The organism is Sphingomonas naasensis (assembly GCF_004792695.1).
In the GTDB taxonomy this organism is placed as follows: domain Bacteria; phylum Pseudomonadota; class Alphaproteobacteria; order Sphingomonadales; family Sphingomonadaceae; genus Sphingomonas; species Sphingomonas naasensis.
Window position 1 is genome coordinate 569,404 of record NZ_SRXU01000002.1, and the last position, 16,560, is coordinate 585,963.

Annotated in this window: 11 protein-coding genes and 1 tRNA gene; 6 read left to right on the forward strand and 6 right to left on the reverse strand. The window is 68.0% G+C overall.

Translation table 11 applies throughout. From position 1 onward, the window contains the following. Nucleotides 1-37 precede the first annotated feature (37 nt). From E5A74_RS07740 to E5A74_RS07750, 3 genes are read left to right on the forward strand one after another with little or no spacing between them, the layout of a single operon-like run. Complete coding sequence (locus E5A74_RS07740) at nt 38-334, forward strand: plasmid stabilization protein (protein ID WP_135983659.1); 297 nt, start codon at nt 38-40, stop codon at nt 332-334. Nucleotides 335-341: 7 nt separating this feature from the next. Then, nucleotides 342-716 carry a hypothetical protein gene (locus E5A74_RS07745; protein ID WP_135983660.1) on the forward strand — a complete coding sequence of 125 codons (375 nt, stop codon included), beginning with the start codon at nt 342-344 and terminating at the stop codon, nt 714-716. Between the two features lie 43 nt (nt 717-759). Beyond that, nucleotides 760-1,419 (forward strand): protein-L-isoaspartate(D-aspartate) O-methyltransferase, encoded by a 660-nt coding sequence (locus E5A74_RS07750; RefSeq protein WP_135983661.1) that lies wholly within the window; start codon nt 760-762, stop codon nt 1,417-1,419. Between the two features lie 10 nt (nt 1,420-1,429). Here E5A74_RS07750 and E5A74_RS07755 read toward each other — a convergent pair whose 3' ends face one another. The 4 genes from E5A74_RS07755 to E5A74_RS07770 form a co-directional block, all read right to left on the reverse strand. After that, nucleotides 1,430-2,164 carry a DUF6683 family protein gene (locus E5A74_RS07755; RefSeq protein WP_135983662.1) on the reverse strand — a complete coding sequence of 245 codons (735 nt, stop codon included), beginning with the start codon at nt 2,162-2,164 and terminating at the stop codon, nt 1,430-1,432. 102 nt (nt 2,165-2,266) lie between these two features. After that, complete coding sequence (locus E5A74_RS07760; RefSeq protein ID WP_135983663.1) at nt 2,267-4,282, reverse strand: glycoside hydrolase family 97 protein; 2,016 nt, start codon at nt 4,280-4,282, stop codon at nt 2,267-2,269. Nucleotides 4,283-4,415: 133 nt separating this feature from the next. Next, entirely contained in the window at nt 4,416-7,838 is a 3,423-nt protein-coding gene (locus E5A74_RS07765) for a TonB-dependent receptor (RefSeq protein ID WP_135983664.1), read from the reverse strand. Nucleotides 7,839-8,008: 170 nt separating this feature from the next. Continuing rightward, nucleotides 8,009-9,541 (reverse strand): MFS transporter, encoded by a 1,533-nt coding sequence (locus E5A74_RS07770; RefSeq protein ID WP_240699719.1) that lies wholly within the window; start codon nt 9,539-9,541, stop codon nt 8,009-8,011. A gap of 58 nt (nt 9,542-9,599) precedes the next feature. On the opposite strand from E5A74_RS07770, the gene E5A74_RS07775 reads away from it, so the two are divergent. Beyond that, a complete protein-coding gene (locus tag E5A74_RS07775) occupies nt 9,600-10,613 on the forward strand; it encodes a LacI family DNA-binding transcriptional regulator (RefSeq protein ID WP_135983665.1) in 1,014 nt (337 codons plus the stop codon). Between the two features lie 50 nt (nt 10,614-10,663). Beyond that, on the forward strand, nt 10,664-12,739 hold the full coding sequence (locus tag E5A74_RS07780; protein ID WP_135983666.1) for a phosphocholine-specific phospholipase C: 2,076 nt from the start codon (nt 10,664-10,666) through the stop codon (nt 12,737-12,739). A gap of 183 nt (nt 12,740-12,922) precedes the next feature. Here E5A74_RS07780 and E5A74_RS07785 read toward each other — a convergent pair. After that, a tRNA-Ser gene (locus tag E5A74_RS07785) sits at nt 12,923-13,012 on the reverse strand. A 135-nt stretch (nt 13,013-13,147) separates the two neighbouring features. On the opposite strand from E5A74_RS07785, the gene hspQ reads away from it, so the two are divergent. Next, nucleotides 13,148-13,528 (forward strand): heat shock protein HspQ, encoded by a 381-nt coding sequence (hspQ, locus tag E5A74_RS07790; protein ID WP_135983667.1) that lies wholly within the window; start codon nt 13,148-13,150, stop codon nt 13,526-13,528. Between the two features lie 41 nt (nt 13,529-13,569). Here the strand turns inward: hspQ and E5A74_RS07795 are convergent, their stop codons facing one another. Beyond that, a complete protein-coding gene (locus tag E5A74_RS07795) occupies nt 13,570-16,362 on the reverse strand; it encodes a TonB-dependent receptor plug domain-containing protein (protein ID WP_208411774.1) in 2,793 nt (930 codons plus the stop codon). Nucleotides 16,363-16,560 lie beyond the last annotated feature (198 nt).

The window sequence follows — 16,560 nt, forward strand, 5'->3', positions numbered from 1 at the left end:
CGCGTTGCGCTTCGCGTGCAGCACACAGGAGGACGGGATGCCCCGTGGCGACAAGTCGAGCTACACCGACAAGCAGAAGCGCAAGGCCGGGCATATCGAGCAAGGCTATGAGGACCGCGGCGTAAGCCACAAGGAAGCCGAGCGCCGCGCCTGGGCCACCGTCAACAGCGAGTCCGGCGGCGGCAAGAAGTCCGGATCGGGCCGCGGCAAGAAGGAAAGCCACGAATCCGCGCGCAAGGGCGGCCGGAAGGCCGGATCGAGCCAGAGCGCCGAGAAACGCTCCGCCGCCGCGAAAAAGGGTTGGGAGACGCGCCGCCGCCGCGGCAACGGATGATCGGCACATGAGCGTCATCGGCTGGAAACTCGATCGCGATCAGCGCACGGAGCTGCTCGCGCAATTCCCGCCCGAATGGCCCGATGTGATCGCCGATCATGTGACGCTCGCGGCGTATGTCGACGCCGAGGCTCTCCTTCCCGCCCCGGTACATGCCGAAATCGTCGGCGAGATCAGCGACGGCGAGGGATTGCAGGCAATGGTGGTCGCGCTCGACGGCGGCACCGATCGGCCGGACGGCTCTGTTTGGCACATCACCTGGTCGCTCGATCTGTCCGGTGGCCGCAAGCCGGTCGAGAGCAACGCGCTGATCGCCGAACGCGGCTGGCGGCCGCTCGCTGCACCGGTAGCGATCCGGCTCACGCCGGCGCGGCTCGACTGATGCAGCGCGATCGCGTCCGCGACGGCATCCCCGCCGCATCGCCATGACCGATTTCGCGCGGCTCCGGGACCGGATGGTCGAGGTCCAGCTCGCGCGGCGCGGGATCCGGGACGCGAGGGTGCTGACGGCGATGCGCGCGGTGCCGCGCGAGCGCTTCGTCGACACCGGGCTCGCGCCATATGCCTATCGCGATTCGCCGCTCCCGATCGCAGCGGGCCAGACCATCTCGCAGCCGTGGATCGTCGCCGCGATGATCGAGGCGGCCACGCTCGAGCCGGGCGATCGCGTGCTCGAGGTCGGCGCGGGGTCGGGCTATGCGGCGGCGGTGCTCGGCCGGATCGCGGCCCGCGTCGTCGCGATCGAGCGCCACCCGGCGCTCGCCGCGCTGGCGCGCGAACGGATCGCGGCGCTGGGCTATGACAATGTCGAGATCCATGTCGGCGACGGCAGCTGCGGGCTGGCGGCGGCGGCGCCGTTCGACGCGATCCTCGTCGCCGCCGGCGCACCGGCGGTGCCGCCGGCGCTGCGCGAGCAACTCGCGCCGGGCGGGCGCCTGATCATCCCGATCGGCGCGCCCGGCGAGCAGAAGCTCCGCAAGCTGACCCGCACCGCTGCGGCATGCTTCGCCGAACAGGATCTCGGCACGGTGGCCTTCGTCCCGTTGATCGGCGCGCAGGGCTGGCGGAACGGCTCGACCGAATGACGCCGGCGCGCTAGCCCGCCGGCGCAAACCCGGTATCGGTCAGCCGAAGGCGGCGCAGATCGACCCCCATCTCGCTCTGGAAGCGTGCGACGGCCGCGTCTCCGAGCCGCTGCATCAGCACCCGGTCGCCACGCCGGATGGCGTCGTCGAAGGCGGCATGCTGGATCAGGAAATTGAGGATCAATATCTCCGAGAATTCCTGCCGCTGCGCCTCGCCCATGCGCAGCTGCGCGGGATTGGCGACCAACATCGCACGGACCTGCGCGCGCACGCCCAGCACCTGGGCGCGGTTGTTGTCGGCGGTGTTGGCCATCGCCCAATTGAGGATCCAGTAGGCCGTCAGCGCATCGGCCATGTCGTTGGTGCGCAGCCCGTCATTGGCGACGAGCTGCGCCCAGTTCCGCACCGGATCGGTCTTCTCCATCACCGCGGCGAGCTTCGCGGCATCGGCGGCACCGACCTTCCCACCCATCCACGACGCGAAGTGCCGGCGCACCCGCGCGCTCACTGCCGGCGAGGGGCGATAGCTGGTCGCCGCCGCGGCGCCGGGAGCGGCAGGAACGGCCCTTTCGGCGGGCTGTCGCGCCGGTCGGTCGAGCGGCGCGCCGATCGCCGCCTCGACTCGCTGGCGGTTGAGGATGTCCGACAGGACATAGTTATGCGGCAGCACGGTCCCCATTTCCTGCGCCGCGGCAGGGGCCGCCAGCCCGACGAGGAGGGAGAGGATCGCAGCAGCAACGCGCATCGACGGGGAACTCCGCTCGAATTTCGCCTTGCTTAGCCGCGCGGCATGACAGGGCCAAACGCGCGACGATCATCTCGTCACAGGCTCGGCGCGTTCGAACGTCTAGCGCAGCCGCCGGAAGCGGATCGCGGTGCCGCCGCCGGGAGCCAGCGCCAGATCGAGCACATCGTCGCGCGTCACCACCCGCTTCTCGATCCGATAGGCCTGCGGATTGGTGCGATAGTCCGCCTGCGGCCCGTCGGCATAGATCTGCGCCTCGTAGCGCGCGCCGCTCGCGAGGAAGTCGAGCGGCTCGCGCAGCGTCCGCGCATTCTCGTCGGTGATCGCGCCGAGATACCAATCCTCTCCGCCCCGCTCCTGCCGCGCGACGACGACATAGTCGCCGATCGCGGCCTGGAGCGTGCGCGAGCGTTCCCAGTCGGTCGGCACGTCCTTGATGAACTGGAAGGCGTCGGGCCGCGCCTCGTAATTCTCGGGCAGGTCGGCCGCCATCTGCACCGGCGAGTAGAGCACGACATATTCGGCGAGCTGGGTCGCCAGCGTCGACTGGACGCGTCGGGTCAGCTCGGTCTGGCCATGGGCGAGATCGAAGATGCCCGGCGTGAAGTCCATCGGCCCCGCCAGCATCCGGGCGAAGGGCAGGATGGTGAGATGCTCGGGCGGGTTGGTCGGCACGCCCCACGCGTTGAATTCCTGCCCGCGCGCGCCTTCGCGGCTGATCATGTTGGGCCAGGTGCGCCGGAGCCCGGTGTCCTTGACCGGCTCGTGCGCGTCGATCGCGATGCGGTGCTTCGCCGCGACCTCGGCGACGCGGAGATGGTGGCGGACCATATATTGCCCCGCGAACCATTGCTTGCCGCCGCGCGCGTCGACCACCTCGCCGCTATGGCGGACATAGCCGGTCTTGACCACGCCGACGCCGAGCCTCTGGTACATCGCCATCGCGTCCTCGAGCTGGCGCTCGTAATTCTCGACCGCGCCCGCGGTCTCGTTGTGCCCGATCAGCTGGACGCCCTTCTCGCGCGCATAGGCGGCGAGCGCGGGCGCGTCGAAATCGGGATAGGCCCTGGTGAAGCTGAACTTGTCGCCATTGGCGATCCACTCGCCGTCCCAGCCCTGGTTCCAGCCTTCGACCAGCACCCCGCCGAACCCGTTCTTGGCGGCGAAGTCGATATAGCGCTTCACATTCGCGGTGTTGGCGCCGTGGCGATAGCCGCTGCCCCAGGTCGAGTGGTTGAGATGCATCTCCCACCAGATCCCGACATATTTGCCCGGCTTGAACCACGAGACGTCACCCAGCTTGTTGGGCGCGTTGAGGTTGAGCTCGATCCGGCTGTCGGCCAGCGCCGCGGGGCTGTCGCCGATCAGCACGGTGCGCCACGGCGTGACGAACGGACCCGTCTTCTCGGCGGCGGTGCCGTCGGGCGCGGGCATCAGCGACGCGGTCAGCGTCCCCGTCCCGTTGCCGGCGAGCAGCATGCTCGGAAAGTCGATCAGCGCCGCCTCGTGGAACGACAGATAGACGCCATTGTCGCCCTTCAGCGTCAGCGGAGTCTCGGCAAGCGTGATCCGGCGCGCATCGGTCTGGGTGTAGAGATATTCGTCACGCTCCTGCCCCAGCGCCTGATACCACCACGCCTGGTTGCTTCCGACCGGGCGGAACTGGGTGCGATCGGCGGTGACCTTGACGGTCTGCCCGGCCGGGACTGCGTAGCCATAGCGGAGGCCCAGCCCGTCATCGAACAGCCGGAACGTCACCTCGACCGCCCGGTTCAGCGCCGTGTCCCCGTGCAGCGTCACCGTCAGTTCATTGTGCCGGTCGCGGATCATCCGCTGCTCGCCCCAGGGCTGCTCCCAGCTCGTATCCACCGCATCGCGGCGCGGATTGTCGAGCCCGGTGAAGCGCGGCGCCACTTCGCCTTCGAAGGTCAGCCCAAGCTCGCCCGGCGCGAGCACCGGCTTGCCCTGTCGGCTGACCTCATAGGTCGCCTTGCCGCCCGCCACTTCGACGCAAAGCTCGAGCAGCTTGCCCGGCGATTGCACGCACTCGCGCGCTTCGGCCGCGGCGATGCCGTGCGTGAGCGCGACGAGCGAGACGGCGGCGAGGCGGAGAGGCATGGACACGTCCTTTGCGAAGGTTGGAACCGGCCGTCGCCGCGCCGACGCGCGTCGCGCAGCCCAACCGGAGTCTTCAGAACCCGAAAAAAATCGCGCCGCCGCCGGGGTCGCGCGGCGGCGCGAGGGAGGGTCGTCAGAACTTGGCGCGAACGCCGAACTGGAAGCGCCGATCGACGCGGCTCCACGCGGAGTCCCGGTAGACCGGCCGCGCGCCGGGGGTCGCGGGCGAGTCCCCGAAGATCTGCTGCTGGTACACGCTGGTGGTGTTGAGCAGGTTCGATGCGTCGACCGAGAATTCGAGATAGCGGTTGACCGACAGGCGCAGCGATCCGTCGAGATAGCCCGCCGCCTTCTGGAACACCGGCAGGCCGATGCAGCAGTCGAGATTCTGGGTCAGGTAGCGCGAGCGCCAGTTATAGGCGAGGCGGAAGCCCACCGGCCCCTTCTCGTACAGCGCCACCGCGTTGAAGGTGTGCTTCGAGATGCCCGCCAGCTGGTGCGAGTCGAGCACCGATCCGGTGCCGCCCAGCGCCGGCTGCCCGGCGCCGACCGCGCCGAGATTGGCGCTCGACGAGGCGTTGAGCAGGTTGGAGTTGTTGATCCCCGACTGATGGACATAGGTGTAGTTGAGCTGGGTGCCGAACCCGCTCAGCAGCCCGGGCAGGAAATCGAAGAAGGTCTGCACCGCGCCCTCGAAGCCGAGCAGCTCGCCGCCGTCCTTCGCATTGGCCGGGCCGAGGATCTGCACCGTCTGGGTCGAGCCATTGTTGAGGAAGCTGGTCGCGCCGAACTGGCCGAAGGTGATGCTGCCGTTGAGCTTCTTGTAGAAGCCGGTGAGCGTCAGCGAGCTGCTCTTGCCCATATAATGCTCGAACGACAGGTCGAACTGATCGGCGGTGATCGGCTTGAGCGCGGCGTTGCCGGCATTGGCCTGGAACACGAAATTATAGCCGGTCACATTCGCCGCGGTGTGCGCCGCGGTCGGCGAATTGTAGACGATGTACGGCGAGTCCGGCGTCGTGGCGTAGATCGGCCCGTTGATCGCCACGCTGTTGCGCAGGAAGCCGATATCGGGCCGCGACATCGCCCGCGAATAGGCGAAGCGGATATAGCTCCTGTCGTCGAGCCCGAAGCGGACGTTGAAGCTCGGCAGCCATTCGGTGCTCGACGCCTTGTAGGTGTTCGCCTGCGCCGCGCCGTTGGCGAAGGCGCGGATCGCCGGCGTCAGATAGCAGGCGGGATTGACGATGTTGTTGCCGCTGAGCGGCGTGCCGCACGGCTGGAGATTGGCGAACACGTCGGCGTTCGGGAAGGCGATGCTGCCTTCGCTGGTCTCGCGCGTCTTGACCACGCGGACGCCGACATTGCCGACCACGCTGACGCCGCCGATCATCTTGTCGTCGCCACCGAAGCGCAGCATCAGATAGGCCGCCTCGGTCTGCTCGCGCACCTTGAGCATTTCGCCCGGCGTGAAGCAGTCGTCGACCGTGGCCTCGGCGCGATCGCAGATCGCGGTATAGCCCGGCAGGATCGGCGAATGGGTGGTGGCGCCGCTCAGCGACGTGAGCAGATGGTTGAAGTCCTTGAGCGTGTCGCGGTTGAGGAAGACCAGCGGGCCATTGGGGAAGACCTTGCCGTCGTAGAGGCCGCCCATGTCATAGGATTCCCAGATCCCGGCGCCATAGCCGCTGAAATTGGGGTGCCCGGCGTTGCCGCCGCAATTGCCGGTGTTGGTCGGATAGGCGCCGCCGGTGGTGTTGTCGGCGTTGAAGCCCGGGCCGTTGCAATACCAGGGCTGCGCGATCGGGGTCCAGTTGAACGTCGAGTAGCGGACATTCTGCTTGCGATCGGCATAGCGTACGCCGCCCTTGATCGAGTCGAACCAGCCGTCCCCGCCGAATTCATATTCGAGGTCGCCGCGCAGCGCGAGCGCGTTGGCGTCATTGTCCTCGACATGGCCCTGGATGAACGGGATCCAGTAATTATGGGCATTGGCGAGCCCGCCCGTCGCGTAATTCACGTTCGAGCCGGGCAGATAGGCGATCTGAGGGGTTCCGTCCTTGTTGGTGCTGTACTGGAAGTTCGCCATCGATCCCGAGGCGACGAGGATGTCGTTATTGTAGGTCGACGCGTCGATATATTGCGCGTCGAGGTTGACGTGGACGCGGTCCGAGACATCCCATTTGAAATTGGCCGAATAATCGCGCGTCCCTTCGCGATGGGCGAAGTTGCGCGCCTCGTTCTCGAGATAGAGCCCGTCGCGCAGCGTGGTGCACACCGAAGGCGCGGCGCAATTGTTGACGAACGGCAGCCCGGGGACCGCCGATCCGGCGTTGATCGCCGCCTGCGTGCTCTCCCATGTTCCGCTGAAGCTGCCATGGCCCTGCGTCAGCACGCCCGACTGGAGCATGCCGTTCGAACCGAACACCAAGGCGCCGCTGCCATCGGCCGGCCCGAGCGCGGTCCCGGTACGCGGATTGAACGCCGGCGTGCCGAAATAATTGCCGTCGAGCTTGGCGTGGCTCGCGCGCTCGAACCAGCCGTTGCGATAGTGCGAGTCGACATATTGCAGCGTCGCGTGGACGGTGCCTTCATTGTTCTCATATTGCGCGGCGAGCGCGATGCCGCGGCGCTTGCGGTCGTAATCGACCTCGGAGAAGCGCACGCCGTCGGGCGCATAGACGAAGCCGTTGCCGCCGAACGGATTGGCGGTGCAGCCGATGCTGCCGTCCGAGGTGACGTTGCCCGCCGCCGGGGTCCCGAAGCCCGCGCTGCAATAGGTGTCGATCTTGTCCATGATCACGCTCTCCGTGCGCGTGACGACATGGCTCTGGGCATAGCTGGCGAGCAGGCCGAAACGGCCGATCGGCGTCTCGAAGGTGTTGCTGATCAGCGCGGAGAATTCGGGGGTCCAGCGCCCCGAACGATCGCCATAGTTCATCCGGAAATTGCCGGTGACGAGCAGCCCGTTCTGATCGAACGGCACACGGGTGCGCAGATTGACCGTGCCGGCGATGCCGCCCTCGATCATCTCGGCGGTCTGGTTCTTGTAGGCGTCGACGCCCGCCAGCAGCTCGGGCGAGACGTCGTTGAACTGGAGCCCGCGCGCCGAATCCGCCGAGAAGCTGTCGCGCCCGTTGAACTCGGTGCGGACCTGGGTGAGGCCGCGGATCAGCACGCCGGTCGGCTCGCCCGAAGGATGGGTGCTGTCGTCGGCCGACTGGAGCCGGTTGACGGTGATGCCCGGCACGCGGGCCAGCGCCTCTGCCGCCGATTTATCGGGGAAGGCGCCGATATCGGTCGCGGTGATCGAATCGACGAAGGTGTCGGCGTTGCGCTTGATGTTCTGCGAGGTGCTGAGCGCGGCACGCACGCCGACCACCACGACGTCCTCGACCGGCTCCTGTGCGGCGGGATCGTCGGCGACCTGCGCCTGCGCGGTGGCGCCGCTGGTCTGCGCCTGCGCCGCCGATGCGGCCCCCAGCGCGATCAGCGCGCAGAGCGAGACGCCGCCCTGCAGCGCGCGGAACCGACGAGTCGAATGGAAATCCGTCATGCATGCCTCCCCATGTGCTCCGCTTTTGCGCGGATGCATTTCGGGCGCGGCTATCACCCCGCCCGTTCCGGTTGCATGGAATTGCGTAAATTTGCACGCGTTGCAAGTGGAAATTTCAGTGCGTCCCTAAGGCGAGTCCGCGCCGCGCCCTGCGAGTTCAGGCAAAATGTTTATGCAATTTTGCATTGTGCGTGCGATGCCTTGGGAATCGTCAGCGACAAACAGGCGCCGGTTGCCAGCGCCGCGGCGGCGATCGCCAGCGCGCCGCCCGGCGCTCCGCCGAAGGGCACCCGCACCAGCACGCCCAGCGTCGCCGCGGCGACGAGCTGGGGCAGCACAATGAAGATGTTGTGGATGCCCATATAGACGCCCATCTTGCGCGCCGGTACGCCGTCCGAGAGCATCGCATAGGGCAGCGACAGGATCGCCGCCCAGGCGATGCCGATGCCGATCGCCGGCAGCCACAGGTCTCCCGCCCGCGCGAAGCTGGCGAAGCCGAGCAGCCCGAGCGCGCCGCAGGTCAGGCACAGCGCGTGGCAGGCGCGCCGCCCTGCCCGCCGCGCGATCGCCGGCAGCACCAGCGCGACCAGCGCGGCGATCGCATTATATTCGGCGAACAGCATCCCCACCCAATCGGCGCTGCGGCCATAGCCCGCCGAGGCCGGATCGCGGCTCGCCGGGTCGAGCGCGGCGACCGCGGGGATCGCATAGACCCACAGCGCGAACATCCCGAACCAGGTGAAGAACTGGACCAGCGCGAGCCGGCGGAGCACCACCGGCATGTGGAGGATGTCCTCGACGATCACGACCATGCCGATCGAGCTGCGGCCGAACCGCCGCATCGCCACCGCGGCGAGCTGGAGCGCCCCGAACAGCGCCCCGATCCCCGCCATCAGATAGAGCTCGCGCGGCGCGCCGAGCAGCGGCGTGAGCCCGGCGAGCAGCGCGCCGCCAAGAGCCCACACCACGCCGCTCGTCGTCAGCGCGGCGGTGCCGCTCGCGCTCGGCACGTCGGGATGCGCGATGTCGGCCGCGTCCGCCGCCAGCTGCCCCGGCGGCCGCTCGGGCGTGGTCGCCACCGACCAGCCGACGGTGACGAGCAGCACCACCGCGCCCACCGCATAGGCGGCGGTGACGGTGTCCGCGCCGCCCCCCACGCCGAACCAGTTGGTCAGCATCCACGGCAGCGCCGAGGCGAACACCGCGCCTGCGCCGATGAAGAACACCTGCAGCGCGAAGGCGGAGGTTCGCTGGGGCTCGGGCAGCGTGTCGGCGACCAGCGCGCGGAACGGCTCCATCGCGATGTTGATCGAGGCGGTGAGCACCCACAGCATCACGCAGGCCGACCACAGGGTCGTCACGCTCGGCATCGCCAGCAGCGCCAGCGCGGTCAGCAGCCCGCCGGCGAGGATATAGGGCCGCCGCCGTCCCAGCCGCCCCCAGGTCCGGTCGCTGAGATGCCCGACCACCGGCTGGACGAGCAGCCCGGTGATCGGCGCCGCGATCCACAGCAGGGCGAGCTCGTCGACGTCCGCGCCGAGTGTCTGGAAGATGCGGCTGGTGTTGACGTTCTGCAGGCCCCAGACGATCTGGACGCCGAACAGGCCGAGGCACATGTTCCACAGATGCAGCGCGGCGCGCGGGGGTGCGGCGCTGCGATCCGAACCTCCGGTGCGCGACAGCCGCCTCCTGATCGCTTGCAAAGTCCCCCTCTCGATGCGCTACTAGGCCGTCTTCGGCATTGCCGGCAGCTTGGGTTCGATGGGTAGCAATAGCAACAACAATACCACCCTGCAGGATCTGGCGACGCTCGCCGGCGTCTCGGTGTCGACGGTGTCGCGCGCGCTCAACGATCATCCGCTGATCAGCACGCGCACCAAGCAGCGCGTCTGGGCGCTGGCGCGCGATCACGATTACCCGTTCAAGCCGACCATGCCCGCCGGCCCGATCGGCGCGGTCGGGTCGATCGCGATCGTCACCCCGGTGATGCGCGGCCGGCCGCTGCCGCTCTCGCACCCCTTCTTCCTCGAACTGCTCGCCAATATCGGCGAGGCGGCGCGCGAGCGCGACTGCGACTTCACCGTCAGCCACACCGCGCCGACCAGTTTCGACGATCTGATCGTGGCGACCACCACCAGCCGCGCCGACGGAGTGATCTTCCTCGGCCAGTCGATGCTCCACGAGGAGTTCAATCGGCTGGCGAAAACCAATGCGCGCTTCGTCGTCTGGGGCGCGCAGCTGCCCGGTCAGCGCTATTGCTCGATCGGCTCGGACAATCTGCTCGGCGGCGGGCGCGCGACCCGGCATCTCGCCCGGCTCGGCCGCAAGCGCATCCTGTTCCTCGGCGGCAGCGATCCCGAAGCGCTGCAGCGCCGCCGCGGCTATCTCGAAGCGCTCGCCGAGAGCGGGCTCGACGCCGATCCCGAGCGGATCGTCTCGGTCGAGTTCGAGCTCGAATCGGCCGATGCGGCGGTGAGCGGCCTGCTGCGCCGGGGCGTCGCCTTCGACGGCATCGTCGCGGCGTCGGATCTGATCGCGCTCGGCGCGATGCAGGCGCTGCGGCGCGGCGGAAAGTCGGTCCCCGACGACGTCTCGGTGGTCGGCTATGACGATATGCTGCTCAGCCGGCTGAGCACCCCGACGCTCAGCACCGTCCGCCAGGACACGTTCGCGGCGGGGCGGCTTCTGGTCTCGCGGATCATGGACAAGGACGAGCATCAGGAAAGCAAGCGCCTGCCCACCGAGCTGATTGTCCGCGAATCCTGCGGCGGCTGACCGGGAAATCGGCGGGCTGCGTCCGTCTTTCCGAAACACAGGTTCCCGATATGACCGAATTCTCCCGTCGCACGCTGCTCGGCGCAGGCCTGTCCGGCTCGGCGTTCGCCGCCCTGCCAACCGCGATCGCGCGGGCCGCCGCGATCGCGCCCGATGTTCGCACCGGCACGATCCGCGACGTGCAGCATGTCGTGATCCTCATGCAGGAGAATCGCGGATTCGATCATTATTTCGGCACGCTGCGCGGCGTGCGCGGCTTCGGTGATCGGCTGCCCATCCCGGTCGCCTCCGCGCCGGGCGAGGCCGGGCGCCGGACGGTGTGGCAACAGCGCGATCGCAACGCGGCCGGCGGCGCGCGCACGGTGCTTCCCTTCCACCTCGCGACGCGGAAGGATTTCGATCTGATGCGGATGGAAGGCACGCCGCACGGCTGGACCGACGCGCAGGCGGCATGGGACGATGGCCGCATGGCGCATTGGCCCGAAGCGAAGAGCCAGCGCGCGATGGGCCATTTCCGGCGCGAGGATATTCCGTTCCAGTTCGCGCTGGCGGAGGCGTTCACGCTCTGCGACGCCTATCACTGCTCGGTCCAGACCGGCACCAACACCAACCGCCTGTTCCTGTGGACCGGCACCAACGATCCGGCGGGCACGCATGGCGGCCCGTCGATCGACAATTCGCACGACAGCCTGCCCGGCAAGGGCGGCGCGAGCGACAGCTATCGCTGGACCACGACGGTCGAGCGCCTGCAGGCCGCGGGTATCGACTGGCGCATCTACCAGGACATGGCGGACAATTTCACCGACAACCCGCTGGTCGGCTTCGCGGCTTTTCGCGATGCCTATCGCGACGCCGGCGATGCCGCGCTGCGCGATCGCGCGCTCACCACGCGCGGGCTCGACATGCTGCGCGCGGACGTGCTGGCCGGCCGGCTGCCGCAGGTTTCCTATATCATCGCGACGGCGAAGGGATCCGAGCATCCCGGCCCGTCCAGCCCCGCCCAAGGGGCCGCCTATACCGCCGGGGTGATCGACGCGCTCACTGCCGATCCGGCGCTATGGGCGCGCACCGTGCTGCTGGTGATGTTCGATGAGAATGACGGCTTTTTCGATCATGTTCCGCCGCCCGCGCCGCCATCGCGCGCGCCGGACGGTAGTTTGCTCGGCGGCTCGACCGTCGATCTCGCCGGCGAACACCATCTGCGTCCGAACACCGGTGACCCGCGGCTAGAGGACCCGGCCTATCGCGGCCGCGCCTATGGCCTGGGGCCGCGCGTGCCGATGTACGTCGTCTCGCCGTGGAGCCGCGGCGGCTGGGTCAATTCGCAGGTGTTCGATCATAGCTCGGTGATCCGCTTCCTCGAGACGCGCTTCGGCATTCATGAGCCGAACATCTCGGCCTGGCGTCGCGCGGTCTGCGGAGACCTGACCAGCGCCTTCGACTTCACTGCTCGCGATCCGCGCCCGTTCGCGCGGCTGCCCGATCCGCGGGCCGATTCGGTCCGCGCCGCCGCGATCCCGCATCAGATCAGCCCGCTTGCGCCAACCGATCAGTCCCCGCCCGCGCAGGAACGCGGCATCCGTCGCGCCCGCGCCCTGCCCTATTGCCTCGAAACGCGGGGAACGGTCGATGCCGATGGCATCCGGCTGCGCTTCGAGGTCGCGGCCGGCACGCAGGCCGCCGTCTTCCACGTCTACGACGCCGCGACGCTTGCCGCCGCGCCGCGCCGCTTCACCGTCGGCGCCGGCGACACGCTCGAGGCGCATTGGCCCTTCGATGCCACGGGCCGCTATGACTTGTGGGTGCTCGGGCCCAACGGCTTCCATCGCCATTTCATCGGCCATCGGGGGGACCCGGCCGCCCTCGCGGCGCTCGACTGGGCGATTTCGCCGGACGAAGTCCGGTTGGCGCTCCCCGCCGGCGGCCTCGTCGTCGAGCGCCGGCGCGCCGGCCGATCGACACTGTCCGTCCACATCACCGCGTCGCGGCATCGCTGGTCGATCGAGCGGGATCATGGTTGGTACGACGCGACGCTGACCAGCCCCGACTCTCCCGGCTTCCGCCGGCGGCTCAGCGGCCGGTCGGATCGTTTGGGCCGGTCGACCTGCAGCGATCCGTTCGGCTGAGCATCGCCGCGGCCGCCGCGGATCCCCTCGGCGGCGCGTCGAATCGATGGCAAATGGCACTATCGGGGAGCGGCGCATCGTGAGCGCGCCGCCGGATCGCTGCGACGGGGCCAAAGGCATTCGCACCGCAGATTTCCCCGCGCCGCTGAAGCTGTCGAGGAGTTCCCGGACCAGGGGAAGGAATGGCGGAGAGGGTGGGATTCGAACCCACGGTACCCGTAAAGGCACGCCGCATTTCGAGTGCGGTACATTCGACCACTCTGCCACCTCTCCGCGAGGTCCTGGGATGTCGTTGTCGGGGTTTCCGACGAGCGCCACCGGTCGATAGAGCGGGGGCCATTAGCCGAGTCATTTGAGCGACGCAAGCTCCGCGCTTGTGCGGAAGCGAAGAGGCACTAAATTAAGTCCATGACCAGCCCATCTGCCCCTTCCGAGCCGCTCGAGCCCGGAATCCCGATGCCGCCGGTCGCCTCGGCGCGCTTCGCTATCGGAGACGTCGTTCGCCACCGGCTGTTCGATTTCCGCGGCGTGATCTTCGACGTCGATCCCGTCTTCGCCAATTCCGACGAATGGTACGAAGCGATCCCCGAGGACGCCCGCCCGCGCAAGGACCAGCCCTTCTACCATCTCCTCGCCGAGAACGCCGAGTCGAGCTACATCGCCTATGTCAGCCAGCAGAATCTGGTGGTCGACGACAGCGACGAGCCGGTCGACCATCCGGCGATCAGCGGGCTGTTCGAACGCTTTGCCGGCGGCCGCTACAAGCTCAAGCCGCACCACCGGCACTAGGCCGGGATCGAAGGGGCCCGCGGCCCCCTTCTCCCATTTCCTCAGAACTGGGCAGTGAAACGCCCGTAGACGAAGCGCCCGTTGAAGCCGAACGGCGAGAAGCTGCTGTACGGCTGGTAATAGGCGTCGACCGGGTAGAAGCCGCCGACGCCGGCCGGGCGCGCGCCCGTCGGCCGGGCGCTGGGGTAGACGTCGAACAGATTGTTCGCGCCGAACGCGAACGTCGCGTGCTCCTTGAGCGTGACGCGAAGCTCGAGGTCGGTCACCCATTTGGGCTCGAGGAACACGTCGTCGGGGCCATAGGCGGTCAGGCTGGTCGGCTCGGCGATCGGCGCGGTCGCGCCGGGCGCGACGACGTCGCCATAGCGCGTGGTGCGCGCGGTGATCCCGAACCAGCCGACGGTGCCGTCGGCGCTCAGCACGACCTTGTCGCGCGGCTGGCCATTGGTGAAGCGGATGCCCTCGACCCGGCCGAACAGGATCAGCCCCGGGATCTGCGCCAGCGGCCCGAGATCGGTGATCCGTCGATCGATCTTGTTGGTGTTGCGGTTGTACGCCGCCGAGAGCGACCAGTTGCCGAGCGATTCGAGCCCCATGCGATAGGTCGCGACCACGTCCACGCCCTGGGTGGTGGTGTCGAGCCCGTTGATGAAGAAGCGCGCCGCGCCGACCGACTGGAAGCCATTGGCGTCGAGGATCGCCTTGACCGCGGCGTTGACCGCCGCGGTGCCGCTGCCCGCGGCGCCGAGATTCTCGGTGAGGACGATCCGGTCCTTGATCTTGATGTGATAATAGTCGGCGGTCAGGCTGAAACCGCGGAACGGATTGAGCGCCGCGCCCGCGCTGAAATTGACCGACTTCTCCGGCTCGAGCGGCTTCGAGCCCAATGCGCGCGCGACCGGGCTCGACACCGGCTGGGTGCTGATCTCCACGGGCACGCCCGAGATGAAGTTGGTCGAGGTCGTGGTGAAATATTGCTGGTGCAGCGACGGCGCGCGGAAGCCGTTCGACACCGAACCGCGGATCGCGAAGCCGGGACTGAACTCGAAGCGCGCCGCCAGCTTGCCGTTCAGCGTGCCGCCGAAATCGGAGAAATGCTCGTAGCGGCCGGCGGCGGTCACCGTGAAGCCCTCGAACAGATCGGTATCGAGCTCGACATAGCCGGCATAGCTGTGCCGCCCGACATCGGTCTCCGCCGAGGCGGGGAAGCCCGGAAAGCCCTGCGCGCCGACCAGCGCGCCGCGGCCGGGGAAAGTGCAGACGCTGGTGCCCGCGTTGAAAACGCCGCCCTGCGTCGCGCAATTCGCCGCGGTGGTGGTCTGCGCGGCGACGAAATAGGGCCCGATCGCATAGGACTGGGTCTCGCCGGGCCGGATATTGAACGAATCGTTGCGATATTCGGCGCCGAAGGCGAGCGTCAGCGGCTTGGCGAGCCCGAAGTCGAATTCGCGGCTGAGATCGAGGTTGGCGGTCAGCTGCCCAAAGGCCAGCCCGCCCGAATCGAAATTGCGCTGCGACAGCGGGCCGTACGAGGTGTTGAGGCTGTTCTCGGTGCGGTAGTCGAACTGGTTGTGGCCATAGACGACCGAGAGATCGCCTGCGAAGCCGCCGACATCGCCGCGGATGCCGAGCGCGGCCGAGTAATCGGTCAGATCCGAATGGATGAAGGGCAGGAAGCCGTCGGTGCGCAGCGGCACGAAATTGGCCGTGGTCGGCGTCGTCGCCGGGGTGATCACCGACCAGTCGCGATTGTTCGCCGAAGCCGATTGGCGCCAGTTGGCGGCGCTCAGGCCGTCGCGCTTCGAATAGGAGCCGAACGCATAGAGTTCGAACGTCCCGATCGGCACGCCGGTATTGACGAAGACGTTGTAATCCTCGGTCTTCGGATCGCCATATTGGAAATTGAGGCGGTTGAAGCCGATCTCGCGCGCGTCGAACGCCGCGGTGGGGCGGTTGTAGTTGGGCCGCAGATCATAGCCGGCGCGGTTGGTGTTGTCGCGATCGCGATATTCGGCGGTGACGTTGAAATAGCCTTCGGCGCCGATCGGCAGGCCGACATTGAAGCCGAGCGTCCACATATCGCCGTCATTGGCCTTGCGCTCGCCATCGCGATTCGCCGACAGGATGCGCCCGTCGGCGGGATCGAAGACCGGCTGCCCACCGGTCAGCGCGAGACCCGTGACATTGGGCACCCCGCTGAGCGTGGTGATGTATTTGCCATAGCTCACCTGCGCGCGGCCGCCATGATTGGCGCGCTTGAGCTGGACGTTGATCACGCCCGCAATCGCATCCGAGCCATATTGCGACGAGGCGCCGTCGCGCAGCACTTCGATCCGCTCGATCGCCAGCGCGGGGATGGTGTTGAGATCGACCGCCGCCGAGCCGCGGCCGACCGATCCGTTGATGTTGAGCAGCGCGGTCACGTGCCGGCGCTTGCCGTTGACCAGCACCAGCGTCTGATCGGGCGCGAGACCGCGCAGCGAGGCCGGACGAATCACGTCGGTGCCGTCGGTGATCGACGGCTGGGGGAAGTTGAACGACGGGACGAGATTGTTGAGAATCTTGTTGGTCTCACCGAGACCCGAGCTCGATAGCGCTTCCGACGAGATCACGTCGATCGGCACCGGGCTGTCCGCGACGGTGCGGTTGGCGGCGCGCGTGCCGGTGACGACGATGGTGTTGCCGGGATCGTCGTCGGGCACGGCATCGCCGGGTGCGGCACCTTCGACCTGATCGGTGGCTGGCGGCGTCGCCACGGTCTGCGCCTGCGCCGAAGCGGCGAAAGCAAGAGCCGAAGCAGAGATCGAAAGCATCGAGAAGATCGTGCGTCGCATGATTTGCCTCCCTTTGGGAGGGCTTTGCCTCCCGGCAACATCATGCGCCCATGGTCCTGTAACGAAAGAGCAACCTTTGTGCGCTGCAATAGTATTTCGGATGCTGTGGCCGTCGCGCAACATGCCGGAATTACTTGCCCCGCCGCGCGCCCCGATTCTGCGGCGGCATCGGCCCGGGCACCGCCGGGGTGGTCGCCG